The sequence below is a fragment of the Acidovorax sp. KKS102 genome (assembly GCF_000302535.1).
In the GTDB taxonomy this organism is placed as follows: Bacteria; Pseudomonadota; Gammaproteobacteria; order Burkholderiales; family Burkholderiaceae_C; genus Acidovorax.
The window spans coordinates 3288269-3314641 of sequence record NC_018708.1; the positions used below are offsets into that span (position 1 = coordinate 3288269).

Annotated in this window: 21 protein-coding genes, 3 tRNA genes and 1 pseudogene; 10 read left to right on the plus strand and 15 right to left on the minus strand. The window is 64.6% G+C overall.

The window, feature by feature from the left end:
• Window positions 1–2: 2 nt before the first annotated feature.
• The gene (locus C380_RS15020) at window positions 3–524 is read right to left on the minus strand and encodes a GNAT family N-acetyltransferase (protein WP_148279977.1); all 522 of its coding nucleotides are present in this window, start codon (window positions 522–524) and stop codon (window positions 3–5) included.
• A gap of 23 nt (window positions 525–547) precedes the next feature.
• On the opposite strand from C380_RS15020, the gene C380_RS15025 reads away from it, so the two are divergent.
• From C380_RS15025 to C380_RS15040, 4 genes are all read left to right on the plus strand, one after another.
• On the plus strand, window positions 548–781 hold the full coding sequence (locus tag C380_RS15025; protein WP_015014708.1) for a hypothetical protein: 234 nt from the start codon (window positions 548–550) through the stop codon (window positions 779–781).
• Between the two features lie 180 nt (window positions 782–961).
• Window positions 962–1759 (plus strand): lectin, encoded by a 798-nt coding sequence (locus C380_RS15030; RefSeq protein ID WP_015014709.1) that lies wholly within the window; start codon window positions 962–964, stop codon window positions 1757–1759.
• A 147-nt stretch (window positions 1760–1906) separates the two neighbouring features.
• On the plus strand, window positions 1907–2266 hold the full coding sequence (locus tag C380_RS15035) for an EF-hand domain-containing protein (protein ID WP_238544028.1): 360 nt from the start codon (window positions 1907–1909) through the stop codon (window positions 2264–2266).
• 224 nt (window positions 2267–2490) lie between these two features.
• Window positions 2491–3912 carry a TAXI family TRAP transporter solute-binding subunit gene (locus C380_RS15040; protein ID WP_015014711.1) on the plus strand — a complete coding sequence of 474 codons (1422 nt, stop codon included), beginning with the start codon at window positions 2491–2493 and terminating at the stop codon, window positions 3910–3912.
• A gap of 77 nt (window positions 3913–3989) precedes the next feature.
• Here C380_RS15040 and C380_RS15045 read toward each other — a convergent pair whose 3' ends face one another.
• Both C380_RS15045 and ettA read right to left on the minus strand, forming a co-directional pair.
• Window positions 3990–6527 carry a DUF1631 family protein gene (locus C380_RS15045; RefSeq protein ID WP_015014712.1) on the minus strand — a complete coding sequence of 846 codons (2538 nt, stop codon included), beginning with the start codon at window positions 6525–6527 and terminating at the stop codon, window positions 3990–3992.
• Window positions 6528–6586: 59 nt separating this feature from the next.
• Window positions 6587–8248, minus strand: coding sequence for an energy-dependent translational throttle protein EttA (ettA, locus tag C380_RS15050; RefSeq protein WP_015014713.1), 1662 nt, complete (start codon window positions 8246–8248; stop codon window positions 6587–6589).
• Window positions 8249–8546: 298 nt separating this feature from the next.
• On the opposite strand from ettA, the gene C380_RS15055 reads away from it, so the two are divergent.
• The 4 genes from C380_RS15055 (at window position 8547) to C380_RS15070 (ending at window position 14094) form a co-directional block, all read left to right on the plus strand.
• Window positions 8547–10331, plus strand: a complete 1785-nt coding sequence (locus tag C380_RS15055; RefSeq protein WP_015014714.1) for a DEAD/DEAH box helicase — start codon at window positions 8547–8549, stop codon at window positions 10329–10331.
• Entirely contained in the window at window positions 10243–10947 is a 705-nt protein-coding gene (locus C380_RS15060; RefSeq protein WP_015014715.1) for a nucleoside-diphosphate sugar epimerase, read from the plus strand. The genes C380_RS15055 and C380_RS15060 overlap by 89 nt, the downstream gene beginning before the upstream one ends.
• 45 nt (window positions 10948–10992) lie before the next feature.
• Complete coding sequence (locus C380_RS15065; protein WP_015014716.1) at window positions 10993–12081, plus strand: endonuclease/exonuclease/phosphatase family protein; 1089 nt, start codon at window positions 10993–10995, stop codon at window positions 12079–12081.
• A gap of 138 nt (window positions 12082–12219) precedes the next feature.
• Window positions 12220–14094, plus strand: a complete 1875-nt coding sequence (locus C380_RS15070; protein WP_015014717.1) for a M14 family metallopeptidase — start codon at window positions 12220–12222, stop codon at window positions 14092–14094.
• A gap of 190 nt (window positions 14095–14284) precedes the next feature.
• On the opposite strand, the gene ybaL is transcribed toward C380_RS15070, so the two are convergent.
• The gene (gene ybaL, locus C380_RS15075; protein ID WP_015014718.1) at window positions 14285–16024 is read right to left on the minus strand and encodes a YbaL family putative K(+) efflux transporter; all 1740 of its coding nucleotides are present in this window, start codon (window positions 16022–16024) and stop codon (window positions 14285–14287) included.
• Window positions 16025–16213: 189 nt separating this feature from the next.
• On the opposite strand from ybaL, the gene C380_RS15080 reads away from it, so the two are divergent.
• Window positions 16214–16290, plus strand: a tRNA-Arg gene (locus C380_RS15080).
• Window positions 16291–16426: 136 nt separating this feature from the next.
• Here the strand turns inward: C380_RS15080 and C380_RS15085 are convergent.
• The 10 genes and pseudogenes from C380_RS15085 to C380_RS25060 form a co-directional block, all read right to left on the minus strand.
• A complete protein-coding gene (locus tag C380_RS15085; RefSeq protein ID WP_015014719.1) occupies window positions 16427–16630 on the minus strand; it encodes a hypothetical protein in 204 nt (67 codons plus the stop codon).
• 185 nt (window positions 16631–16815) lie between these two features.
• Window positions 16816–16891 (minus strand) — tRNA-His (locus C380_RS15090).
• A 49-nt stretch (window positions 16892–16940) separates the two neighbouring features.
• Window positions 16941–18869 carry a SurA N-terminal domain-containing protein gene (locus C380_RS15095; protein WP_015014720.1) on the minus strand — a complete coding sequence of 643 codons (1929 nt, stop codon included), beginning with the start codon at window positions 18867–18869 and terminating at the stop codon, window positions 16941–16943.
• 60 nt (window positions 18870–18929) lie between these two features.
• Window positions 18930–19005: transfer RNA gene (locus C380_RS15100), tRNA-Val, on the minus strand.
• Between the two features lie 15 nt (window positions 19006–19020).
• Complete coding sequence (locus tag C380_RS15105) at window positions 19021–19293, minus strand: HU family DNA-binding protein (protein WP_008906675.1); 273 nt, start codon at window positions 19291–19293, stop codon at window positions 19021–19023.
• Window positions 19294–19594: 301 nt separating this feature from the next.
• A complete protein-coding gene (locus tag C380_RS15110) occupies window positions 19595–20689 on the minus strand; it encodes a tartrate dehydrogenase (protein WP_015014721.1) in 1095 nt (364 codons plus the stop codon).
• A 70-nt stretch (window positions 20690–20759) separates the two neighbouring features.
• Complete coding sequence (gene pgsA, locus C380_RS15115; protein WP_015014722.1) at window positions 20760–21326, minus strand: CDP-diacylglycerol--glycerol-3-phosphate 3-phosphatidyltransferase; 567 nt, start codon at window positions 21324–21326, stop codon at window positions 20760–20762.
• Between the two features lie 45 nt (window positions 21327–21371).
• Window positions 21372–23369 (minus strand): excinuclease ABC subunit UvrC, encoded by a 1998-nt coding sequence (uvrC, locus tag C380_RS15120; protein WP_043566649.1) that lies wholly within the window; start codon window positions 23367–23369, stop codon window positions 21372–21374.
• A gap of 114 nt (window positions 23370–23483) precedes the next feature.
• Window positions 23484–24464 carry a tripartite tricarboxylate transporter substrate binding protein gene (locus C380_RS15125; RefSeq protein WP_015014724.1) on the minus strand — a complete coding sequence of 327 codons (981 nt, stop codon included), beginning with the start codon at window positions 24462–24464 and terminating at the stop codon, window positions 23484–23486.
• A gap of 78 nt (window positions 24465–24542) precedes the next feature.
• Window positions 24543–24692: pseudogene (locus tag C380_RS25060) on the minus strand (tripartite tricarboxylate transporter substrate binding protein); the annotation flags it as partial.
• Between the two features lie 49 nt (window positions 24693–24741).
• On the opposite strand from C380_RS25060, the gene C380_RS25065 reads away from it, so the two are divergent.
• A protein-coding gene (locus C380_RS25065; RefSeq protein WP_128654794.1) for an IS5 family transposase occupies window positions 24742–25505 on the plus strand; the annotation gives its coding sequence in 2 pieces (ribosomal slippage) (window positions 24742–25057 and window positions 25057–25505; 765 coding nt in all).
• On the opposite strand, the gene C380_RS15140 is transcribed toward C380_RS25065, so the two are convergent.
• Window positions 25502–26350: a tripartite tricarboxylate transporter substrate binding protein gene (locus C380_RS15140; RefSeq protein ID WP_015014727.1), complete on the minus strand. Its 849-nt coding sequence runs from the start codon at window positions 26348–26350 to the stop codon at window positions 25502–25504. The genes C380_RS25065 and C380_RS15140 overlap by 4 nt on opposite strands.
• Between the last annotated feature and the right edge of the window lie 23 nt (window positions 26351–26373).

Consider the following 26373-nt stretch of genomic DNA (forward strand, 5'->3'; position numbering starts at 1 on the left):
ATTCAACGGGCTGTGCCCGTCGCGCCCACCAGCTTGTCCATGCCCTCACGCTCCAGCCGGTAGCTGAGTCGGTCAGCCACCCGGGTCGCGCCCAGCCCCTCATAAAACGCCCGCCCGCGGTGGTTACCGGCCTTCACATTCCAGTCCATGCGGGCGCAACCCTGCTCCAGCGCATAGCGTGCGACCCATGCCATGAGCGCGTGCCCCACACCCGCGTTGCGGGCCTGCTCACCCACATAGAGCTCTTTCACCTGGCATTGCCCGCTGCTGTGCGGGTGTGGGTCCACCAGGGAGTGCTGCAGCACGATGGCGGCCAGGCCAACCGCCCGGCCGTCTGCACGCACCGCCACCACCAGGCGCAGCGGTGAGGTCTCGGACAGCAGCCGCTCCCGCAGATGGACCCGGATTTGTTCGCGCGCGGGTGCTGGCTGCGGGTCGTCGGGCGCGCGGTAGTGGGCATGGAGTTCACACAGCAGGTCTGCCAGGGATTCGTGCTGGGCTGGGGTTACAAGCGCAATGTGCATGCGCCACATTTTGCAAGCTGCCTATGCTGATAAAAAAGCGCTGCGACCCCGGCCACACCGGTGCCTGGGTCGCCTTCATTGCGCGGCCGCTCCCGCGCAGCTGCGGCAGCAGATCACCCAAGGGCATGGCGCGCGCACCGAGCGATCAGGAAGACCACCTGGTCCTGCGCCTCAACGCCCTCGGCAATCTGTCGCCCGTGCTGAGGGTGTTGCAGACCAGTGCCCTGAGCCTCACCGCCCCATGCCTTGCAGATTGAACGACATGCCCAACAGGTACCGCTGCTACGAAAGTATTTCCACCGTTGGCGCTGCCGACAACCCACCGCAAGGGCGGCTGACCGCCCTATGATGCAGATGGTGGGCGGTGCCCAGGGGGCGGGGCCGTCTGCCCCACCCTCATCCCCATGGCCCCGGATCGGAACAAGGAGAGTCAACCCATGAGAGACCATTCGTTTCAGAGCCTTGCATGGCTGCTGTGCCTGCCCTTGCTCGTGGGCACGCCGCCCGCACTGGCGCAGGACCAGCTGGTGGATTTGCAGTCCAGCGGCGGCTACGCCTCCTACCGCCTGGCGGACGATGTGACCCAGGTGGACCTGGTGGAACAAACCCAGGGAGCGTGCCGCTTCAACCGCACCTGGGGCTATGACCTGACCAACCGCGAGCTGTGGACCAACGGTGGTTGCGGCGGTCGCTTCAAGATTACGCGGACCTATGCCTCTGGCAACAACAGCGGCTCCAATGCCGGTGCGGCGGTAGCGGCCGTGGCCGCCATTGCAGGCATTGCCCTGTTGGCCAACCACAACCGTCACGACGACGACCGGCGCCCCGAGTACCCTGGCTACCCCGGCCAGGGTGGCGACTGGGGGCGCGAGATCCGCGTGGATGGCCGCCTGTGCCTCGATGTGCGGGGTGGCAAGTTCCAGCCTGGCACCACCTTGCAGGTGTACGAATGCAACGGTACGGCATCCCAGCGTTTTACAGTGGGGCGCGGCGGCGAGATCCGCGTACGCGACCTGTGCGTCGATGTGGACCGTGGCGACCCACGGGATGGCGCTCGGGTGGTGCTGTGGTCCTGCTCGGGCTCGCGCAGCCAGAGCTGGTCGACACGGGGTGGGCAGATCGTGAGCCAGCTCACCGGCAAATGCCTGGATGTGGATGCCGGCCAGGTTCGCCCCGGGGCGCACACGATGGTGTGGCCCTGCAACCGCAGCCCCAGCCAACGCTGGTGGTGGTAAGGAGCCCCCATGCAAAAAAATCTGCAACGGATCTCTGCAAGCGCCTGCTCCCTCGTGCTGGCAATGGCAGCCCACACAGCCAACGCAGCCGACACGGCGGTATCGTCACCCACCACGCCACCCCGCCCTGCCAAGGCCCACAAACCGGTGACCTCAACCCTCACCCACAGGCTGCAAGCCATCTGCTCGGCAGCCGATCTCAACCACGACGGCAACGTGTCGCTGGACGAGTTTCACCAGGACATCGTGCGGGGCTGGCACAGCCTAGGGCCCGATGCAGAGGGCTACGTCCATCTATCCCACCTCAGCCAGTTGCCCCGCATCAGCAAAGGCCAGCTGAGGCGGCTGGCTGCAGCTGACAAGGATGGGGACGGAAGGCTGTCGTTCACCGAGGTGGTGCAGGCTCGCATGGCCTACTTCGAAGCGGCAGATGTGGACCAGAACGATATGCTCTCGCTGCAGGAATGCATGGCCTACGAGCGCCAGCGCAGGCGCCTGCCGCAGTAAGCGACCCGGCTGGCAACTTCAACGCCCCAGGTATTCCAGGTCGGAGCGACTCCCGGGGCGTGAAGACAAGTGCTGATACGCGGCGCTATAGCTCCTGCCCGGATAATCCACCGGCTAGCTGATTGCGTGACAGGGCTCCGGAACGACCCTGTTGCGCTGGCGGGTCATCCCGGTTGGCTGCCGCGCCACTTTCGCCCTGTTTTCGCCCCGTTGGTCCATCCCCCATGCCCCAGGCCTTTCGCAACACCTTTCTCACCCTGCGCGATCTGATTGTGTCGGCGGGCCCCCTCGCCTTCCTGGCGGTCGGGCTGCTGGTGCTGGCCTATTGGTGGCTCAACCCCAATCCGCCCAAGACGGTGACCGTGGCCACCGGCCCCGCCCAAAGTGCCTATGAAGAGTTTGGCAAGCGCTACCAGAAGGCACTGGCTGTCGACGGGATTGATGTGGTACTGCTGCCCAGCGAGGGCTCGTCGCACAACCTGCAGCTGCTGAGGGACGGCCAGGCTGACGTGGCCTTTGTGCAGGGCGGTACGGCTGAGCTGCAGCCCGATGACCCGGACAACCTCGTGTCCCTGGGCAGCCTGTTTGTGGAGCCGCTGTGGCTTTTCTACCGCACCGACGCAGCAGAGCGCATGCACAACGCCCCCAGGCTCGACAGCCTGAGGCAGCTGCGCGGCTGGCGGGTCAATGTGGGATCAGAGGGCAGCGGCGTTCCCACGCTGATTGAGCGCCTGTTGCAGGCCAACAAGGTAGAGCCAGGGTCGGTCAAGCTGTCGAGACTGGAGCAGACGCCTGCCACGGTGGAGTTCCTCGCGGGCCGGCTCGATGCCCTGGTATTTGCCTCGGCGCCCGAATCGCTGATGGTGCAGATGCTGCTGCAGACACCTGGTGTGCAACTGCTGGATTTTGCGCAGCACGAGGCTTACGCGCGGCGTTTTCCGTTCCTCACCCCCGTGACGCTGCCACGCGGCGTGGTGGACCTTGCAGCCAACGTGCCCCAGCGCGATGTCCGGCTCGTGGCCACCACCACGTCCCTGCTGGCGCGCGACGGCACGCACCCCGCCTTGCTCACCCTGTTTGCCCAGAACGCCCAAAAGCTGCACAGCGGCGCAGGCTGGTTCAACCGTGCGCGTGAGTTCCCCAACACGCGCGGCAGCGAGCTGCCGATTGCCAAGGAGGGCGACCGGGCCATGAACGAGCCGGTGCCCATGCTGCAACGCTACCTACCGTTCTGGCTGGCCAACCTAATCGAGCGCATGTGGCTGGTGCTGGGCATCTTGCTGGCCATCATGCTGCCGCTGTCGCGCATCGTCCCGCCGCTCTACCAGTTCCGGGTGCGATCACGGGTATTCCGCTGGTATGGCCGCCTGCGCGAGATCGAGAACGACCTGGAGATGGGCAAGAGCGACCCTGCAAGCCTGCTGCGCACCCTGGACAGCCTGGAAGCCCAGGCCGAAAAGGTGAGCGTGCCTTTGTCGTATGCGGACGAGCTGTATGCCCTGCGCAACCACATCCACCTGGTGCGCAAAAAGCTGCTGCGCGCGTCGGAGGGGGCTGGCGGATCGACCGACCACAGCACCCCGGGCGAGGGGATGACTGAAAACAGCATGAAGGGAACAGGAAGCGCAGCAGGAACTGGGCATTGACCCAGGCTTCATTGGCCAGTGGCGCGAGGCCGCTGGCAGCACTCCAAGCGCCGCCCGCAGCGCAGGTGTCTTTCCGCTCAGCGATTCTTGGGGGTTTTGGCACCCGAGGCCGGTGCCAGAGGCGCGGACTTGGACAGCGGCGCCATTCTGGAGCTGGAGCCCGTACGACCCTCAGACGACTTGCGGTCTGCTCCACCCGTCTCTGTAACGCCCAAAGCGCGGGCCGCAGGCTTGGCGGGTTTGGGCAGCTGGGCCGGCACCACGCGCAGCGAGCCTTCAGCCGCCAGCTTGTCGCGCATGCGGCGGGTCATGGACTGGGTGCTGGCATCGGGCGCAGTGAACAAAAACAGGGTGCCATGCGGGCTGGCCCACGTAAGCTGGGTGCGCACCACCCGGCCATTGGTCACCAGTTCAACCCACGCCCCGATGACAAAGTCAGCATAAGGGTCGGGGGTGTCCAGCGGGGTCTGGGCGCTGTCCTGCGGGGCAGGAGCGGAAGCCTCGGGCGGTTCAGCCAGTTCTGCCACCTCGGAGACCGCTTCGGGCTCGGCCGCAAGGGCCGGTGCGGGGGCGGCTGGCGCCGGCTTTTCAAAAGCAGCCTGGTGCAACGCCACCAGCCGCTGCAAGAACGCGCTGGTCTGCACCGCTGGGTAGTTGATGGTCTTGAGGCCCTTGCGCAGTTTGGCCAGCAGGCCAGGGATGGCCTCGTTGAGGCGGTCCGTCTCCTGGCGGGTAAGGTCCGGCTGCGCCGTCCACAGCAGCACCGGGACCAGCGCCAGGTAACCGCTGGGGTCATCGTCCTGGCTATCGTCACCGCGCATCACCTGCGCCAGCGCCACCACGTCAGCCCAGGGGCCCGCCGCAAAATCCAGCACGTCCGACGGCACTTTGTCCACATCGGGCAGTTTGCGGATATCGGCTGCGATCTTCTCGGCCAGCAGTTCGCGCTGCTCGGCCTGCAATTTGGCTTTCTGTTCGGCCTCCTGCTGGGCCTTGATCTTTTGCTCCTGGGTGTCCCAGGCCGACTGCAGCGCCTTGAGCACGGTATCGAAGGGCCCCGCATCCTTGACCTCATGGGCGGACAGGTGGCCCACCGCCTCCGTCACCAGCCGCATGAAACGACTGAAACCAGGCTCCGTCTCTGCAGTGAATGCCAGGCTGCGTTGCGTCAGCTCGTCCAGCAGGCGGCGCGCGGGGTGATTGCTGTCGGTAAAAAACCGTCCGTCGTGGTGCACCAGTTGCTTGAGCGCGGGCTCCAGGCTCTTGACCGCCTGCTGCACGGGAGGCAACAAGCGGGCGTCCTGCGCGATGTTGGCCATCATGCGCCCCACCACCTCCACCGCCATGGCGCTGGACTGGGTTGCGGCCTCCATGGGCATGGCGGCATAGACCACCGGTGCCACGCCAGGCCCACGCCAGCCGGCCAAGGGCACGGGCAAGGACCCGGGCTGGCTGACCGTGCCGCCCCCGGCCAGTCGGCCCACCAGCCGCTCCAGCTGGGCCATGTCTTCAATCGCTTCAGCAGCCGCACCCGACGGGTAGTAGCCCCCGGCCAGCGATGACTGGGCGCTGACGGCTCCCGCACGGGGGTCCACCCAACCCGGCTGACCCGCACCGCTGGGCACCACCACCGCCTGAGCCGGCACGGCTCCATAGACCGGAGGAGGGGCAAAGGGATCGCCCCCCGCCAGCATCTGACGCAGGATGCCGACGGTGAGCAGCGCCTCTTCGGCAGCATCCACAGGCATGGGCACCATGGCACCTTGCTGCGACTCGCCGCTCCAGCCCGTGCTGGGGCCCATGCCACGCCCGTAGCCGGTGTTGCCGTAGTCGCCCATGGGCGCATTCATTGACGGGCCGTAGCCCGAATAACCGCCCCCGTACCCCGTGCCGGGGCCACCGTAGCCAGACCCGCCGTAACCGGTGCCCGGGCCTGCGCCGCGTCCGCCGCCCGAAGGCGTGCCGAGCACCGCGTAGCCCACCGGCTGCACGCCATGCTCGCGCAGGCTCTGGGCGGTTTTTTTGTATTCCTCGGCCAGCAGTTTGCCCAACAGGTCGCGCATGTGCTGCATCCACAGCTGGCGGACCTCTGCGGAAACGCCGGTCTCACCCACCACCTGCTGCAGCGCGCGGATGTAGCTCTCGGGCCGCAGCGGGTTGCGTTCAGGCTGCACACTGCGCAAACCTTGGGCAGCACTCACCAGGGTGTTGAGTTCCGCCAGCACGGCGTCTGTGGCATGGAGCGCAGACTGCTGGGCCTTGGATAGCTCCACCTGGGCCTGCATCTCGCTTTCGTCCATGAGCGAAAGCTCGCCAAAGTCCATGCCGGTGTCGTCGGCCGAACTGCGTCCTTTAGCGACTGCAGGGCCTTCGGCAAAGATTTCGAGCAGGGCCATGGGATAGCCCTTGACCAGCGCTGCCTCGTGCTCGTTGAGCAGGCGCAGCGCATCGCTGAGCAAATTGCGATGCTGGATGTTGCGGCTAGCCGATTCCTCGCTGGTCAAGGCACTCTGGGTGACCTTGACGAGCTGCCCCATCAGTGCCTCGCCCCCGCGAACGGCGTTGACAACGCAGGCGCGGAAAACGGTTCTCAGACGCGAGGCGGGCAGGGACATGGTGGGAGGGAGGAATCGGGCAAGAGGTTTCCAGATGCAATCCTACTTGACCTCGGCCCTTATTTGAGGGCCTTGAAACGCATCCGCTTGGGCTTTGCACCCTCTTCACCGAGTCGCTTCTTCTTGTCGGCTTCGTACTCCTGGTAATTGCCGTCAAAGAACGTCCACTGGCTGTCACCTTCGGCGGCCAGGATGTGCGTGGCAATACGGTCCAGGAACCAGCGATCGTGGCTGATAACCAACACTGTGCCCGCGTATTCAAGCAAAGCGTCTTCCAGCGCGCGCAGGGTTTCCACGTCCAGGTCGTTCGAGGGTTCGTCCAGCAGCAGCACGTTGCCGCCCGCGATCAGCGTCTTGGCCAGGTGCAGTCGGCCGCGCTCACCGCCCGACAGCATGCCCACCTTCTTTTGCTGGTCGCCGCCGTTGAAGTTGAAGCGCCCTGCGTAGGCGCGGCTGGCCATGGTGAACTTGCCGATGTTGATCATGTCCAGGCCGCCGGAGATGTCTTCCCACACGGTCTTGTCGTCCGACAGGGCATCACGGTGCTGGTCCACAAAGGCCATCTTCACGGTCGAGCCGATCACGACCTCGCCGCTGTCCGGCTGTTCGCGACCCGCGATGAGCTTGAACAGGGTCGATTTACCGGCACCGTTGGGGCCAATGATGCCGACGATGGCGCCGGCTGGGATGTTCATGGACAGGTTGTCGATGAGCACGCGGTCGCCAAATGACTTGGTGACGTTCTTGAACTCGATGACCTGCGTGCCCAGGCGCTCGGCCACAGGAATGAAGATTTCCTGCGTTTCGTTGCGCTTTTGGTATTCGTAGTCGCTCAGTTCTTCGAAGCGGGCGATACGCGCCTTGCTCTTGGCCTGACGGCCCTTGGCGTTCTGGCGCACCCACTCCAGTTCCTTCTTCAGGGCCTTGGCACGGGCCTCTTCGCCCTTTTGCTCGGACTCCAGGCGGGCCTGCTTCTGGTCCAGCCAGGTGCTGTAGTTGCCCTTGTAGGGGATGCCGTAGCCCCGGTCCAGTTCCAGAATCCACTCGGCGGCGTTGTCCAGGAAGTAGCGATCGTGGGTGATGGCCACCACGGTGCCCGGGAAACGGTGCAGGAACTGCTCCAGCCAATCGACCGACTCGGCGTCCAAGTGGTTGGTGGGCTCGTCCAGCAGCAGCATGTCGGGCTTGGACAGCAGCAGGCGGCACAGTGCGATGCGGCGCTTCTCGCCCCCCGACAGCAGGCCGACCTTTGCATCCCATGGGGGCAGGCGCAGTGCGTCGGCCGCGATTTCGAGCTGGTGCTCGGAGTCTGTGCCGGCCGTGGCGATGATGGCTTCCAGGCGCGCCTGCTCTGCAGCGAGGGCGTCAAAGTCGGCATCGGGCTCGGCGTAGGCGGCATACACCTCTTCGAGCTTGGCCTTGGCGGCAAACACTTCGCCCATGGCCTCTTCCACGCTTTCGCGCACCGTGTGCTCGTTGTTGAGCTGCGGCTCCTGGGGCAGGTAGCCGATCTTGATGCCCGGCATCGGGATGGCCTCGCCCTCGATCTCCTTGTCCACGCCCGCCATGATCTTCAGCAGCGTGGATTTGCCCGAGCCGTTCAGACCCAGCACGCCGATCTTGGCGCCCGGGAAAAAGCTCAGGGAGATGTCCTTCAAGATCTGCCGCTTGGGCGGCACGGTCTTGGAGACGCGATTCATCGAATAAACGTATTGGGCCATGGAGGGTTCTAGCTTGCGAAAGTGGGCAGGAAGTCTGCATCCGAGCGGGTTTGGAGGACCATTTGGAGCAATCCAAAAGGACGCCGAACGCGCTCTCAAACCTTGGATTATCGGTCCATGCGACAATACCCCCGTTGTGGGCTCCAGTTGCCCGCCACATCAGCACACTGCTGGGGACGAAGGAAGCCACGCTTCCGGGCTCCCAATCCTGAACCTCATCAGCCTGAGACTGGCTCGGCAACCTCCCGGTTGCACGACAGGCGGATACCCAGCGCCCCGGACGGGCGCATCCAATGACATGACATTTGACGAACTGAACCTGGCTCCTGCCATCCTGAAGGCCGTGCACGAAACGGGCTATGAAACCCCCACGCCCATTCAGGCCCAGGCCATTCCCGCTGTTCTGGAAGGCCACGACCTTCTGGCCGGCGCGCAGACTGGCACCGGCAAGACCGCCGCGTTCACCCTGCCCATGCTGCACCGCCTCTCGCAAGGCACGGCACCCAAGAACAAGTTTGGTGGCAAGGGCATCCGCGCCCTGGTGCTAACCCCCACCCGCGAACTCGCCGCCCAGGTCGAAGAATCTGTGCGCGAATACGGAAAGTACCTGGACATCAATTCCACGGTGGTCTTTGGCGGCGTGGGCATGAACCCACAAATCGACCGTATCAAGCGTGGCGTGGACATCCTGGTGGCCACCCCCGGCCGCCTGCTGGACCTGCAGCAACAGGGCTTCCTGGACCTGTCCACGGTAGAAGTGCTGGTGCTGGACGAAGCCGACCGCATGCTGGACATGGGTTTCATCCACGACGTGAAGAAGGTGCTGGCCCTGGTGCCCAATGACAAGCAAAGTCTGCTGTTCTCGGCCACTTTCAGCGATGAGATCCGCGAGCTGGCCAACACCCTGCTCAAGAACCCCCAGAGCATTCAGGTCACCCCGCGCAACACCACGGTGCAACGCATCTCGCAGGTGATCCACCCCGTGGGCCGCGGCAAGAAAAAGCAGGTGCTGCTGCACATCATCCAGCAGCACAACTGGAGCCAGGTGCTCGTGTTCACGCGCACCAAGTTCGGCGCCAACAACGTGGCCGAGTTCCTGACCAAGAACGGTGTGCAGGCCATGGCACTGCACGGCAACAAGAGCCAGAGCGCCCGTACGCAGGCCTTGGCAGGCTTCAAGAGCGGCGAGATCCGCGCCCTGGTGGCCACCGATATCGCTGCGCGCGGCATCGACATTGATGACCTGCCGCACGTCGTCAACTACGAAATCCCCAACGTCCCTGAAGACTACGTGCACCGCATTGGCCGCACGGGCCGTGCTGGCGCTACCGGCGAGGCCGTGAGCCTGGTCTGCATGGACGAAGAAGGCTTCATGATGGACATCGAGCGCTTCACCAAGCAGCAGATCCCCGTGCAAGTCATCGAAGGCTTTGGCCCCGAGCCTGGTGAAAAGGCCGAGCCCATCGCCATGGGCCGCCAGACCATCTGGGGCGGCGCAGGCAAGCCCCCGAGCCGCGACGTGATGCAGGCGGCCGCCAAGGCCGCCCGCACCGAAATGATGGAACGCATCCGCACCAACAAGGCCAGCCAAGGCGGCGGCCAGGGTGGCGGTGAGCGCGGCCCCCGCGCCGGCAATGGCGGCGGTGGCCGCTCCGGCGGCGGCGCGCCCCGCAACGCCCAGGGCCCGGCCGGTGGCGGCCGTGGCGGACAAGGTGGTGGTCGCGGCGGCCCGCGCGACGGCGCATCCCAGGCACCAGCACGCAGCCGGGGCCCACGCCCAGAGGGCGGTGGCGGCCATCGCTACGATGACGCACAACCCCCCCGCGCCAATGCGCACCTGGGCACCCACCTGGGTCACAGCAATCCAGGCCATCGCAGCTCGGGCCATGGTGCGGGCGGTCAGCCCGACCCCATGCGCACCAGCGTGGACAGCATGGCTGAACGCGGTCGCCGTGGTGGTGGCGGTGGGTATCGCAACTCTGGAGGTGGTGGCTATGGCGGCGGATCAGGCGCGGGTGGCGGTGGTGGCCGGGGCAACGGGCCTCGTGGGCCAGGCGGTCCTCGCGGCTCTTTTAACCGCTGATACGCGCAAAGCGCCCCCTGCCAACACCACGGACGCAGCGGGCGCCAGCATCCATGTGCTGCACGCCAAAGGGCGGCGTGCGCCAGCGCTGAACCATCCCCGCCTGCAACTGCACGCGGTGGATTTTGCGGCGATGCCCGCCTTGCCGCACGTCGATGATGTTTACATCACCCTGGGCACCACCATGGCTGCAGCCGGCAGCCAGAGCGCGTTCCGTGCGGTGGACTATGACGCCGTGATGGCCACGGCCCGCGCAGCGCGCGCGGCGGGCGCCACCCGCTGTGGCGTGGTCACCGCCATGGGGGCCAATGCGCAATCGCGCATCTTTTACAACCGCGTCAAAGGCGAGGTCGAGCGCGACCTTCAGCAGCTGGGTTTTGAGACGCTGGTCATTGCACGCCCATCCCTGCTTATGGGCGAACGTCGGGCGCTGCAACAAGCCCACCGGCCCGCAGAGTCCCTGTCGCTCAAACTGTTTCAGTGGCTGAACCCGGTCCTGCCCGCCAACTACCGTGCCCGCCCCGGGGCGGAGGTGGCCCGTGCGCTCGTCCGTGCCGTACAGTTGGGCCGACCCGGGCTGCAAGTGCTGTCCGGCCGCGCGCTGCAGGCCAGTTGATACAGGGTGCAGCCGTCGTGACCCCGCCTACGCTGTACGCCCTTCATGCGCCCCAACGAACTCCCCCAACCGCTGGACACCCTCATGGTGGCCACTTGCAATGTGCTCAACCTGGCCAACCCGGGTCGCCTGTTCTACGAGAACCAGGACCCCTACAGCCAGACCGAGTTTGAGCGCAAGATCACCTGGCTGGGCGAGCGCTTTCGGGCACTGAACGCCGATGTGCTGACCGTGCAGGAGGTCTGGGACGAAGCGGCTTTCAAGGGGGCGTTGAGCCGGGGCGGCATGCGCTACGACTTCGTCGCCGTACCTGGAGCCGAGAACAACGACACCCAGCAAGGTGCGCAGGGCACACCCCGGGTGGGCCTGGCTACGCGGCTCAAGGTGGAGGCTGTGCAGTCCTTCGCCGACTTCCCCCCGGGTTTTCAGGTGGACGTGCCCGGCATTGGCCAACACACGCGCTTTGAGCGTCCGCCCCTTGTGGCCACCTTGCGGATGAAACATGGCCAGACCCTCAACGTCCTCACCGCCCATCTCAAATCCAAGCGCCCCAAGTTTCTGCAGGATGCCCTGGGCCAGCCGACCGAGGACCGGGACGACCGCAAGGTGGTCGCACTGGCCTCGCTGCGCTCACTGATCATGCGTGGCGCCGAGGCCATGGCCCTGCGCTGCCTGGTGATCGATCTGCTGCACCGCACCAGCGTGCCCCTGGTGGTCCTGGGCGACTTCAACGACACCCCCGACAGCGTCACCACGCAACTGATCTGCGCCACCAACGACATTGCCTACGACCGGACGGCCCGCGATGTGGCACTGTTCAATGCGTACGACCTGCAGGGAGATTTCGCCTTGAAAAAGGACGTGGCCTACTCCCACATCCACCAGGGCGCCCCCTATGTGCTGGACCAGATCCTGGTCAGCGAGGAGTTCCTGCCCAACGGGCGCAACAGCGTGGGTGATGTGCGCCGGGTGGATTATTTCAATGACCACCTGCATGAAGGACGCGACCGCACGCGCTCGGACCACGGCTTTGTGCGCGCCCTGTTGCGGCTGAAGCTGCCCAGTTCGCCTCCGATCCAGAGCGCATCCCCTTCGCCCACTGACGCCACTGCACCCAGCAACATCCCTCGCTGATCACCGCGACAGCCCAAGCCGCCATGCGTTTGCAACGGGATGTACGCTGACAAGGAGAGTCGGGTGCGCGCAGGTAACATCCACGTACAAAGCGCCCTACTCGCCCCACGTCCGGGGTTCTCTCTGGCAGCCCACACCATGACCCAGCACCACTTCCAGCGCGGCCGCGCCGATGCCACCCCGCTTTCACGCCCTGAACCACGGATCACGCGCTGGGCCGCTCCGGCCACACTGGCAGCGCTGCTGCTGACAGCCTGCGGCAGCACCCCGCTGCCGCCCTGGCCCTCCGCGCCAACCGCCCAGCAGCGCAGCGCCCCCGCGCCCCTGCCGCGCGTCCAGCAAGGCACTGTGGTCCCCGCGCCGCTGGGACAACAGACACCCGCGCAGGTGCCTCCACAGCGCGCCACCGTGGTGGCCAGCCCCCTGCCCCAATCCGCACCGCTTCTGGTGCGCGACGAAGCGCCCATGGCGCCGCCCTATGGCGATGCAGTGGCCGCGCGGTTCCCCAACCCGTCAGTGGTCTACAGCACCCCCGGTCTGGGGACCGACCGCAGGGCCTTCACGACCAATGCAGAGGTGGGCCAATGGCTGCGCAGCCTGAGCGACAGTGCGCCCCGTGGCGGCACGCGCACCCAGTTGCTGCAGATCGGCACCTCGCAGCGCGGCGAGCCCATACAGGGCCTGCTGGTCACACGTGCCGCCGGCACAGACCCTGCCAGCCTGGACAAGAGCGGCCGCCCCACCGTCGTGCTGATCGGGCAGCAGCATGGCGACGAACCTGCCGGCAGTGAAGCCCTGCTGGTCATCAGCCGCGAGCTGGCCCAGGGCCTGCTCGAACCGCTGCTGGACCGCATCAACGTGGTGGTGGTGCCCCGCGCCAACCCGGATGGCGCTGAGGTGGGCACGCGAGTTACTGCCAACGGCGTGGACATGAACCGCGACCACCTGTTGCTCAATACCCCCGAAGCCCGCGCCCTGGCGCAGGTCATCAACGACTACCGCCCCATCCTCGTCGTGGACGCCCACGAGTACACCGTGGTGGGCCGCTATCTGCAGAAGTTCAACGCCATCCAGCGCTACGACGCGCTGCTGCAATACACCACCACCGCCAACTACCCCGAGTTCCTCACCAAGGCGTCGCAAGAGTGGTTTCACCAGCCCATGGTGGCCGCCCTCAAGGCCCAGGGTCTGACGAGTGACTGGTACTACACCACCTCGACCAACCTGCAGGACAAGCGCATCTCCATGGGCGGCACCCAGCCCGACACGGGGCGCAACGTCCACGGCCTGAAGAACACGGTCAGCCTGCTGATCGAGACCCGGGGTGTGGGCATTGGCCGCATGCACATCCAGCGCCGCGTGCATGCGCAGGTCACGGCCATCACCAGCGCCCTGCGCACCACCGCTGAACGCGCCGCCAACCTGGAGCAGGTGCGCTCGTTCGTGGCCCGTGACGTGAGTGCCATGGCCTGTCGTGACCAGGTGGTCATCGAGGCCGAGGCCACCCCCACCCAGCGCGACCTGGATTTTCTGGACCCCGAGACCGGCGCAGACCGCAGTATTCGTGTGGACTGGAACTCATCGCTGACGCTGCGCAACACCAAGGTGCGTGCACGGCCCTGCGGCTACTGGCTGTCGGCGGACGCCAGTGCGGCCGTGGAACGTCTGCGCCAACTGGGCATCCAGGTCATGCGGGTGGCAGAGCCTGGCTCCGTGCTGGCCGAGAGCTACCGCGAAACCACGCGCGAAGCCGGCAACCGCCAGGACGTGATCGGCACCATTGCTGGCAGCGGCGACATCGTTCGCGTGCAGGTGTCCACACTGCGCAGCGCCATCGACGCGCCCGCTGGCAGCTTCTATGTGCCGCTGAATCAGCCGCGTGCGAACCTGGCCGTGGCTGCGCTGGAGCCCGACACGCAAAACAGCTACTTTGCCAACCATCTGATCCAGGAGCTGGGCCAGAGCGCACGCGTGATGGCTGTGCCCTCTCTGGTGTTTGAAGAAACGGATTGACCCTCGCCGTGAGGCAGGCCTCTGGCGGCGTGATGCCGGGGCTTGTCACCCAGGCGGGGGTAGATGGGGCACTCCGTGAAGACGCCGTCCGGAAGCTACGCTGCCCCCTTGAGTGCCGCCATCAATTTGCTATCAATCAAATAGCTGCTTAGGCATATTCTTCTAGCGCAACCGGCAGATTTGGCTCATATCATGCCGGTCCGTGCAGTGGCGCAGGTCGCGTGGCGCGGGACTGACGCTCCCGGGCACGCTCCAGCACGTGGCGGGTCATGGCCTGCGCCAAGGCATCTTCTGCAAGGAACACCTGGGCGTGGCTGCATTCCTGCACCAGCCGCTGGGCCTCGTCCTCATTGTGGCTGCGCACCACAATGTCCACACCCGGGTTCAAAGTCTGCGCGGTCTCGATCATCTGGCGCACCTGCAATGCGTCGGGGGTGGCCACCACCAGCATCGCGGCCCGCGCGATGTGCGCCTGTATCAGCACGGCGGGCTCCACCGCGTCGCCAAACACTGCGGCCACGCCATCGGCACGCAAGGCCTCCACCAGTTCCCGGTTCTGCTCGGCCACCACAAACGGAATATCGTTGGCCGCCAGAGTCGCCGCCACGCGCCGCCCCACCCGGCCGTAACCAACCAGCACAACCTGCCGCGCGAGATAGCGTGAATCGGTGGTCGTGGGTAACTCGGCCAGGGGATCATCACGCTGCTCCAGCCGTCTGGCCCACGCGGACCGGGCACGCAGCCAATCTTGCAACGGTGCAATGGCACGGAACAACAACGGGTTGAGCGCCATGGAGAACAAAGCGCCCGCCAGCACCAGGCTGGCCCCTTCCGGCGGCAACAGGCCCAAAGAGGAGCCCAGTGCGACCAGAATGAACGAGAACTCCCCAATCTGCGCCAAACTGGCCGACACAGTGAGCGCCGTGTTGAGCGGATACCGGAACGCCAGCACCAGACCCGCTGCGGCCACGGTCTTGCCCAGCATGATGATGGCAACCACCGCCAGCACCTGCAGCGGACGCTCCCACAAGACCGCCGGGTTGAACAGCATGCCGACGGACACGAAAAAAAGCACAGCAAACGCATCGCGCAGCGGCAGCGACTCGTGCGCCGCACGGTGGCTGAACTCGGACTCCCGCATCACCATGCCTGCAAAGAAGGCCCCAAGCGCAAACGACACGCCAAACAGCGCAGCCGACCCAAACGCAATGCCCACCGCCGCAGCCACCACACACAGCGTGAACAGTTCACGCGACCCGGTGCGTGCCACCTGCCATAGCAGCCAAGGAAACAACCTGCGCCCCACAAGCAGCATCAGCGCCACAAACCCGCCCACCTGCAGCAGCGTCCACCCGAGCGTGCGCCAGAGCTGCGCAGCATCCAGGTCGGCCCCGGAGCCGCCTCCCAGCCATCCCCCCAGCGGTGGTAGCAGCACCAGCACCAGCACCATGGCCAGGTCCTCCACCACCAGCCACCCCACCGCAATGCGTCCGGTGTAGCTGTCCAGAATCCCCAGCGTCTCCAGCGCACGCAGCAGCACCACCGTGCTGGCCACCGACAGCGCCAAACCAAACACCAGAGCCCCCCCCATGCCCCAGCCCCACCACAGGGCCAATGCCATACCGAGCGACGTCGCCACCATCATCTGCACCACGGCGCCCGGCACGGCAATCTTGCGCACCGCCAGAAGGTCGCCCCAAGAAAAATGCAGCCCTACGCCAAACATCAGCAGCATCACGCCGATCTCCGCCAACTGGCTGGCCAAGGCTGCATCGGCAACAAAACCAGGAGTGAACGGGCCGATGGCCACCCCCGCCAGCAAATACCCCACCAGGGCTGGCAGCCGCAAACGGGCGGCCAGAAAGCCCAGCACCAGCGCTAAGCCCAAGGCGGCAGCAATGGTGTGGATCAGCGTGACGCTGTGTGGCATGGGAAAATGCTCCAGAGGGCAGGCAAAACGGGGGGATGACCCGGTTATAACCGCATCACCGTCCCGGCAGCAAAATCGCCCCGGCGGCAGCGCCAGGAGCACCGGTCAGGGCGGGTATGATTAGCGCCCTGCGCCAAGCAGTTGCGGACACTCCGCAAGCCGGTCGGCCACACGGCCGACCACCTCCATCTGCCCGTAGCTCAACTGGATAGAGCAATAGCCTTCTAAGCTATAGGTCGGGGGTTCGAGTCCCTCCGGGCAGGCCAGCCTCTTGGCTGGCAGCTTTCAAGCTCTCTTACGTACCAATCAAGCCGTTCTGACGAGCGTGGAACGGCCGGGCAATGCCCGCGTCCGCTGGATGACGGATGCGGATCAAACACTTCGTCGCGCTCAGCCCCAACCCTAGCGATTGGGCTGCGGCACAGCAGCGTAATTCATGGCGATGGCCTGGACCAGGGCGCCGATCAGAGCCGTATCGCCGGCGCTTTGCGGCAACACGTCGCGCACGATCTGGACTGCGTATTGAAGTTGCTCTTTGGCCAAGGCCGCAGACATGGCGTTGCCGCGTTTTTCACTGGGCGACGCGTCGCGAATCACAAGGCTCATCAGAAACTCCCGAAAGGTTAAGCACGCAGTATGCGCCGTGCGGGACTGTGGTGCGCTGAAGGCTGGGTTATTGATGGAGAAAACCTATTTAGTCCGCGAGGCTGCAAATAGATAAGCGCACGACAACAACCTGAGCCCCAAAGCAAAAAGCGCTGCAACATTTCTGTTGCAGCGCTTTGCTGTTTTGGGGTGGCTGATGGGGCTCGAACCCACGACAACAGGAATCACAATCCTGGACTCTACCAACTGAGCTACAGCCACCGTAGCTTTGTATTATAGCCCGGGATTTTGGCCCCGGACATCAAATCGCTTAATTTTCTGCAGTGACTGCCGTCACAGCCTCAGGGCGCGGCGCCTTGATCTGCACCTTGAAGCGCTGCTTGAGCAATTCATAGTAAGCCAGCCCTTCGGCCGTGGCCAACCACTGCACGTATTGTTGGCGCTCCTGCTGCGCACGCTGTGCATCCGGCGCCTGGCGCGGCACCACGCGGTTGACCTTGACCACGGCGTAACCGGCAGTCCCCAAATCCACGCCCGTCCAGCCGGGGAGTGTCTCGGCGGGGGCTCGCAGCGCGGCGTCGATGAGGGCGCGCGGCAGGTTCTGGGTTTGTTCACGAGAAACCTCGGTCGATGCAGCCAAGCCAGTGGCAGAAGACGGGGCGGCCTTCCATGCGGCAAGTTTGGCCTCGCCCTCCTTGCGTGCGAGTTCGGCAGATTTCTCAGCCACATACAAAGTGCGGACACGGGCCTTCACTTCGTCATACGGCAGTGTCAGCGCAGGGGTGTAAGCGGTCACACGGCCAGCAGCCATCTGGCTCGGGCCCACTTCCACCGCCTCGGTGTTGCGCTTGTTCTGCAGCGAGTCGGTGGCGAAAAGCGCTTCGAGGAACTTGGCATTGGCCAGCGGGCCCTTGGCACCTGCGGCAGGGGTCCGCGTCACGCCCTTGGCCGTCTGGATCTTCAGCTTGAGCTTGTCCGCCACGGGCTGGAGGCTGTCCGCCTGCTCATACACACCGTTGGTGAAGGCTTCTGCCACCTCGGCAAACTTGCGCTGCGCCTGCTGCTGTTTGAGCTCTGCCTCCATGGTGGGGCGCAGTTCTTCAAACGTGGGCTGGCGAGGTGTCTTGATATCGGTGAGCTGGATGATGTGGTACCCAAACTCGGTCTCCACCAGGTCGCTGATTTCGCCTTTCTTCAGCGCAAAAGCAGCCTCTTCGAAGGGCTTGACCATGGCACCCCGGGCAAAGAAATTCAGGTCACCGCCCGCAGTGGCAGAGCCCTTGTCGTCAGAGGACTTTTTCGCGACTTCGGCAAAGGTGCCTGGCGCCTTGCGCACCTGGGCCAGCAGCTCGGTGGCACGGGCCTTGGCCTTCTCGCGATCTGCAGCGGATGCATCCTTGGGAGCATTCACCAGGATGTGGCTCGCGCGGCGCTCTTCCTTCGCCGTCATGCGAGCCACGTTCTCTTTGTAGTAGGTGCGCAGGTCGTCTTCACCCAGGGTGATGGAGGCACGCACGCTGTCGAGATCGAGCACCACGTACTCGATGGCTGCCTGTTCCAGTTGCTGGAACTGGGCAGGATGGGCTTTGTAGTAAGCCTCCAGGTCCGCATCCGTGGGGGTAACCTTGCTGGCGAAGTCGGTGGCATTGAAGCGCGCAACCTGGATCTCGCGGCGCTCGTACAAAGCGTCGAGCGCGAGCTTGACCTGGGCATCGGTACCAAATGCAGTGCTCATCACACCACCCATCACCTGGTTCACCGAGATGTCGCGGCGCACATTGGCTTCAAACCCTTCGGGTGTCAGGCCTTGCGCGGCCACCAGGGCGCGGTAGGCGTCAGCATCGAGCGTGCCGTCCGGGCGCTTCAGCCCTGCAATCGCAGGGATTTCCTGCAGGCTGCGGGCCAGGCGGGCATCGCTGGTCACAAGGTGCATCTTTTGCGCCGCAGCTGCCAGCACGCGGTCACGCACCAGCCGCTCCAGCGTGGCATAGCGGGCACTGGGAGAGTCCAGCAACTTGGGATCGACCGAGGGAGACTGGGCACGAATGCGGTCGGTCTCCATGCGATGGGCATTGTCCCAGTCCGTCTGGTTGATGTTGTTGCCATCGACACGGGCCACTACCGGGCTCTTTTCAGAGAAATAGTTGCGGTCGATGCCTACCAGCACAAACGAAGGAATGATCAGCAAGAACAAGAAGATCATCACGATCTTGGAGTGCTTGCGGATGGATTCAAACATGGTCGATCTTTCAGAAGACAAAAAACAAAAGGCGAACTTGCGTTCGCCTTTGTTCGGTGGTGGTGGGTCCTGACGGTCTCGAACCGCCGACCTACTCCGTGTAAAGGAGCCGCTCTACCAACTGAGCTAAGGACCCTACCTAAACTGATCCTCAGTTCAAGGCGTCTTTCAATGCCTTGCCAGGACGGAACTTTGGAACTTTAGCAGCTTTGATTTTAATCGTAGCGCCAGTGCGGGGATTGCGACCGGTGCGGGCAGCACGCTTGCCCACGGCAAAAGTACCGAAACCGACGAGCGACACGGTGCCGCCCTTCTTGAGAGTCTTCTTGACGGCCTCGATCGTGGATTCCAGGGCACGCGCAGCAGCGGCCTTGGAGATGTCGGCGTTGGTAGCGATGTGCTCAATCAATTCGGTTTTGTTCACAAGAAGCCTCTCGGTAAAGAGTTAACGGAATGTCTCGCGGATATCTGGTCTTCACACGCTTGCAAGCACAGCCGGGGGCTGGTGGAGAACAAGCGGGGGAATGACTGGCATACACAGCAGTGGCTGCTGCATCAGATTAAAGCCATCGAGTTTCAGAGTGTCAATACAACACGCTGTTTTGCGTCAGCGTTGTTTTGAATTCTAGTCGTATTTCACGCTGCGACAGGGCTTGGCGGGGGTTTTTGTCTCAAACACGCCGTATCGGCAGCACTCCGTATTGACACCCCGCAGCCAGCCGTACTCAACGGGCTGTGAGCGCCTGCGCGATGGCTTTGCCCACATCCTGCGTGCTGCCCGTGCCACCTAAGTCCGGGGTGCGAGGAGCACCACTACCGGGTTGCAAAACGGCCTCAATCGCGGCCAGCACAGCGTCGTGCGCAGCGCGGTATCCCAGGAAGTCCAGCATCATGGCGCCGCACCAGATCTGCCCGATGGGGTTGGCGATGCCCTTGCCTGCGATGTCAGGCGCCGAGCCGTGCACGGGCTCGAACAGCGACGGCATGGTGCGCGTGGGGTTGAGGTTGGCGCTGGGCGCGATGCCGATGGTGCCGGTGCAAGCCGGGCCCAGGTCGGAAAGGATGTCACCAAACAGGTTACTGGCCACCACCACATCAAAAAAGTCGGGGCGCTGCACGAAGTGGGCCGTGAGGATGTCGATGTGGAACTTGTCCACCTTCACATCGGGATAGGCCTTGGCCATCTCGGCCACGCGCTCGTCCCAGTAGGGCATGGTGATGGCGATGCCGTTGGACTTGGTGGCGCTGGTCAGGTGCTTCTTGGGGCGCGACTGGGCCAGCTCAAACGCAAACTTCAGGACGCGGTCCACACCGTGGCGCGACATCACCGTCTCCTGCATCACGATCTCGCGCGGCGAGCCTTCGTACATGCGGCCGCCGATGCTGGAGTATTCGCCTTCGGTGTTCTCGCGCACGATCAACATGTCGATCTCGCCGGGCAGGCGCGGGCTGCCGTCGCGGCGCACCACGGGGGCGATCACGCCGGGCATGAGGCGCGCGGGGCGCAGGTTGATGTACTGGTCGAACTCGCGGCGGAACAGCAGCAGCGAACCCCAGAGTGAGACATGGTCCGCAATCTTTTCGGGCCATCCGACGGCGCCAAAGTAGATAGCCTCATGGCCGCCGATCTGGTCCTTCCAGTTGTCGGGCAGCATCTTGCCGTGCTTTTCGTAGTAGTCCCAGCTCGAGAAGTCGAAGTGGTCGAAGTACAGGTCGATGCCAAACTTGCGCGCAGCCTCGTCCAGCACACGCAGCCCCTCGGGCATGACCTCTTTGCCAATGCCATCACCGGCAATGACTGCAATGCGATGCTTCGCCATTCAGATGCTCCTGAAAATATAGCTGTCCGCGCTTATCTCACTAGCGCTTCAGACATCAAAGACTTGAAAATTATTTGACGCGCGCCCGGATCTCGGGCAACGCCTTCTGCAGGTAGTACACCATCGACCAGACAGTGAGCACCGCAGAGGCCCAGATGAGCCAGGTGCCCCACACGCCCGTGTCGATCACGCCGAACAGGCGCCCGTCGTACAGCAGGAAGGGAATGGCCAGCATCTGCACCGTGGTCTTCACCTTGCCGATCATGTGCACGGCCACGCTCTTGCTCGCACCAATCTGCGCCATCCATTCGCGCAGGGCAGAGATGGCAATCTCACGGCCGATGATGATGAGCGCCACGAACACATCGGCACGTTGCAGATGCACCAGCACCAGCAGCGACGCACACACCAGAAACTTGTCGGCCACCGGGTCCAGGAACGCGCCAAACGACGAGGTCTGGTTGAGCTTGCGGGCCAGATAGCCGTCCAGCCAGTCGGTGGCGGCAAACACGATGAACATCACCGTCGCGATGAGGTTGCGCGTGGCGGGCTCCAGCGGCGCGTAGAACACCCCCACGATCAAAGGTATCGCGACGATGCGCGTCCAGGTCATCAAGGTGGGGATAGTCCAGAACATGGCGGCGATTGTGTCACGGCGCGGCCGTGGAACGGCACATGGGGCTTATCTCAATGCCTTGTAAATTTCTTCTGCCAATTCATGCGAGATGCCATCCACGGTGGCCAGGTCCTCCACGCTCGCGGATGCCACACCACGCACCCCGCCAAAACGTTGCAACAGGCGCGCTCGCTTCTTGGGCCCTACCCCCGCAATTTCTTCCAGTTGCCCGCCCCCCACGCGCACCTTGGCCCGTGCCGCGCGCATGCCGGTGATGGCAAAGCGGTGCGCCTCGTCGCGAATCTGCGCCACCAGCATCAGCGCGGCCGAGTCCTTGCCCAGATAGACCTTTTCGCGCCCATCGGCAAACACCAGCTCTTCCAGCCCCACCTTGCGGCCCTCGCCCTTCTCCACGCCCACGATACGGGTCAGATCCAGCCCCAGCGCGGTGAACACCTCGCGCGCCACGCCCACCTGGCCCTTGCCTCCGTCGATGAGCACCAGGTCGGGCAGGCGCGCAGCCCCTTTGCGGGTGGGCGCGCCAGCTTCCGCGTCGGGTGCGGCAAAGTCGATGCCCCCCTCCTCGCGCTGCGCCTCCACCACCTTGCTGTAGCGGCGTGTGAGCACCTGGCGCATGGCGGCGTAGTCATCGCCGCCGGTGATGCCCTCGATCTTGTAGCGGCGGTACTCGCTGCTCTGCATCTTGTGGTGGTGGAACACCACACAGGACGCTTGCGTAGATTCGCCGGCCGTGTGCGAGATGTCGAAACACTCGATGGTGAGCTGGTCCAGGTCTTCGGGCGGCAAGTCCAGCGCCTCGGCCAGCGCCCGCGTGCGGGCTTGTTGCGAGCCTTCTTCGGCCAGCAGGCGGGCCAGTTGCAGGTCGGCGTTCTTCTGCGCCATGTCCAGCCAGGCGCGGCGCTGTTCGCGGGGCTGGTGGATGGCGTTCACGCGCAGGCCACTTTGTTCGGTCAGCGCGTCCAGCAGGGCTTTGTCCACCGGCACGCTGGTCACCAGCAACGGCGGCACGGGCACGCCGATGTAGTGCTGGGCGATGAAGGCTTCGAGCACCAGCGCCTCCACCGGGCGCGCGGGGCGAGACGGGGTTGCCACCGCCTCGTCTGCGCCATCGCCACCCTCTTCCTCAAACACCGCCGCCGCATCTTCAACATGCACCGGAAAGTACGGCCGGTCCCCCAGGTGGCGGCCACCGCGCACCATGGCCAGGTTCACGCAGGCGCGTCCACCTTGCACGCGCACAGCCAGGATGTCCACATCCTTGTCGTCCACCGTCTCGATGGACTGCTGGTGCAGCACGCGCGACAGCGCCTGGATCTGATTGCGCACCTCAGCAGCCTGCTCGAATTCGAGCTTGTCGGAATGCGCCATCATGCGCGCCTCCAGCGCCTGCAGCAGCTCCTGCGTTTCGCCGCGCAGCAGCGCCTCGGCGTGCAGCACATCAGCCGCATAGGCCTCGGGCGAGATCAGGTCTACGCAGGGCCCCGTGCAGCGCTTGATCTGGAACAGCAGGCAGGGCCGCGTGCGGTTGGCAAACACCGTGTCTTCGCAGGTGCGCAGCCGGAACACCTTTTGCAGCAGCTGGATGGTTTCCTTCACCGCCCAGGCGCTGGGGTACGGGCCGAAGTAGCGGTGCTTTTTGTCGACCGCGCCCCGGTAGTAAGCCATGCGCGGAAACACCTGCCCCGGCGCATCGCCCCGTGTGTGGGCACCCGTCGTGCCGGTGATCTTGAGGTAGGGATAGCTCTTGTCGTCGCGAAACAGGATGTTGAACTTGGGGTTCAACGTCTTGATGAGGTTGTTCTCTAGCAGCAATGCCTCGGCCTCGGAGCGCACCACCGTGGTCTCCATGCGCACGATCTTGCTGACCATGTGCCCGATGCGCGTGCCGCCATGGTTCTTCTGAAAGTAGCTGGACACCCGGCGCTTGAGGTTGAGCGCCTTGCCCACGTACAGCAGCGCATCCTGCGCGTCGAAATAGCGGTACACGCCCGGCAGCGCGGGCAGCGCAGCCACCTGCGCCAGGAGTTCTTCGGAATGGGACATGGCGCGTATTGTGGCCTCGGGCACGGCCTTGCCCATTCACTACCAAATAAATAGCTGCCAGCGCTTATCTAACAAGCGCTAGAAGCCATTTTGATCAAAACCTCTGCACCCCGATCACTCCGCCTCGATCTTCGAGGTCTTCACCACCTGCGCCCAGTTGGCCAGATCGGCCTTCACCTTATCGCCCAGTTGTGCCGGGGTCTGGTAGTCGGCCGTGGCGCCCTGCTCTTGCGCCTTCTGCTGGAAGGCTGGGTTCTGCACCACGGTGCGGATATCGGCCGTGAGCTTGTCCACCACGGCCTTGGGTACGGCCGCCGGGGCAAACACCGCAAACCACGAGGTGGCATCGACCTTGGGGTAGCCCGCTTCGGCCGTGGTCGGCACATCGGGCAGGCTGGGCAGGCGCTGCTTGCCCGTCACGGCCAGCACGCGCAGCTTGCCGCTGGCGATGTGGGGCATGAAGGGCGGCGCTGTCCCAAAGGTCAGGTCCACCTGGCCGCCCAGCAGGTCCTGCAGCGCAGGGCCCGTGCCCTTGTAGGGCACGTGGACCATCTTGATGCCGCCCTGCTGCTCCAGCATGGCACCCGTGACGTGTTGCAGCGAGCCATTGCCCGACGAGGCGTAGTTGAGCTTGCCGGGGTTGGCCTTGGCGTAGGCGATCAGCTCGGGCAGCGTCTTCACCGGCAGGTCGGCCCGCACCACGATGATCTGCGGGGCCGAGATCACATTGGCCACGGGCTGGAAGTCGCTCTGCTCCCACTGCTTTTGTTTGGTGATATGGGGCGAGATGACGTGGTAGCCCGAGTACTGCATCAGCAGCGTGTAGCCATCGGCCTCGGCCCGCTTGACGGCGCTGGCCGCAATGTTGCCGTTGCCCCCGCCTTTGTTGTCTGCGATGACCGACTGGCCCAGCACCGGCGCCAGGGCCTGCGCCAGCATGCGGGCCGACAGGTCGGTGGTGCCCCCGGCGGCGGTGGGCACCACCAGGGTGACATTCTTCGACGGGTAGGCGCCCTGCGCTGCTGCGTGGCCGATAAAGCCCGTGGCCAGAGCGGCGAGGGCCAGGGTGGTGAACTGCTTGCGGGTGGTTTTCATGAAAGCGATGTCTCCGTTGTCGTTGTTGTCAAAAATCTGAAAAGCGAGGAACCGTTGGGTGCCCAGAAAGGTGCGCGGTCAATCGACCGTGGCACCCGTCTCCTTGACCACGCGGCTCCACTTGGGCAGGTCGGACTGCACCAGCGCGGCCAACTGCGCCGCCGTGCCCTTGAAGGGCTCGCAGCCCACGGTGGCTAGTTTGTCCACCACATCCTTGTGCTCTAGGGCGTGTTAACACTAATGGCGATCGTGGCGATTGCATCGGACAATCTCGGGCATGGAGATCACGCCCGCACAATTCGCCACTATTGAGCACTGCCTGCCCAAGCAGCGTGGCAACGTCAGCCTGAGTAACCTGCAGGTGGTCAATGCGATCCTCTATGTGGCCGAGCATGGCTGCAAGTGGCGCGGACTGCCCAAGCGCTTCGGCAACTGGCACACGATTTACACGCGTATGAACCGCTGGACCAAAGCAGGCGTCCTGGATCGCATGTTCGAGGAGTTACAGCGCGCGCAGGTCGTGCGCATCAAGATCGAGGCGGTCTCGCTGGACTCCACAAGCATCAAGGTCCATCCCGACGGCACGGGGGCACTAAAAAAAACGGCCCACAAGCCATCGGAAAGTCCCGAGGCGGATGGAACACCAAGATTCATATGGTTGCCGCGGATGCTCGAACGGCCGTGACGTTCTGCCTCTCGCCTGGTCAGGCGCACGACGCGCCTGAAGGCCGGCGCCTGCTCAGCAGTCTTGGGCCGACCAGCAGACCAGTGCACTTGTTGATGGACCGTGCCTACGAAGGCAACGAGACGCGGCAGCTGGCACTTGATCTGGGCTTCATTCCGGTTGTGCCACCCATGAGGACTCGGATCGAACCTTGGGAGTACGACCGCGAGATGTACAAGCGTCGCAACGAGGTCGAGCGCTTGTTCCGTCGGCTCAAGGGCTATCGCCGCATCTTCTCGCGGTTCGAGAAACTCGACCTCATGTTCCTGGGCTTCATCAGCTTCGTCCTTGTCGCTGATGGACTTCGGATGTGTTAACAGGCCCTAGCCGCACGCGCCACCTCGGCCTGCAGTTGCGCGACGATGGGCGCGGGTGTGCCCGCCGGGGCAAACAGCGCATACCAGGGCGCCTGGCCAAAGCCCTTGATCGTCTCGCCAATGGTGGGAGCGTCGGGCAGCGCCGCCACGCGCTTTTCATTGACCACGCCCAACACCTTGAGCTTGCCCGCCTTGATGAACGCAATGGCCGACGGCAGGCTTTGCACCGACAGCGGCACCTGTCCGCCCACCACGTCGGTGGCGGCAGCAGCGGAGCCCTTGTAGGGAATGTGTTGCAACTGGATGCCTGCGGCCTTTTGCAGCATTTCGCCAATCAGATGGTTCAGCGTGCCATTGCCCGCCGAGGCAATCGAATACTTGCCGGGGTTGGCCTTGGCCAAGGCCACCATTTCGGCCACGGTATTGGCGGGGAAGGATGGGTGTGCCACCAGCACATAGCCCGCAGTCGCCACGGGTGCCACGGGGGCAAAGTCCTTCACGGGATCAAAGCCGGGGTTCTTGTAGAGCGCGGGACCAATCACGTGGGCGCTGTCAGCCGTGAGCAGCAGCGTATAGCCGTCGTTGCGAGCTCGGGCCGTGGCGCCGGTCGCCAGTGTGCCGCCCGCACCAGGGCGGTTCTCCACGATCACGCTCTGGCCCAGTTGCTCACCCAGCTTTTGCGCCACCACGCGCGCAATGGCATCGTTGGCACCGCCTGCGGCCTGGGGCACGACCACGGTGATGGGCTTGGAGGGGTACTTGTCCTGCGCGCCCGCCGCGAAGGCGGCAGAGCACAACACAGCGGCCGTGAAGAGGCGGCGGGACAGTGGGGTGGTGAAGCTCATGGTTTTGTCTCCTGTTGTGATGG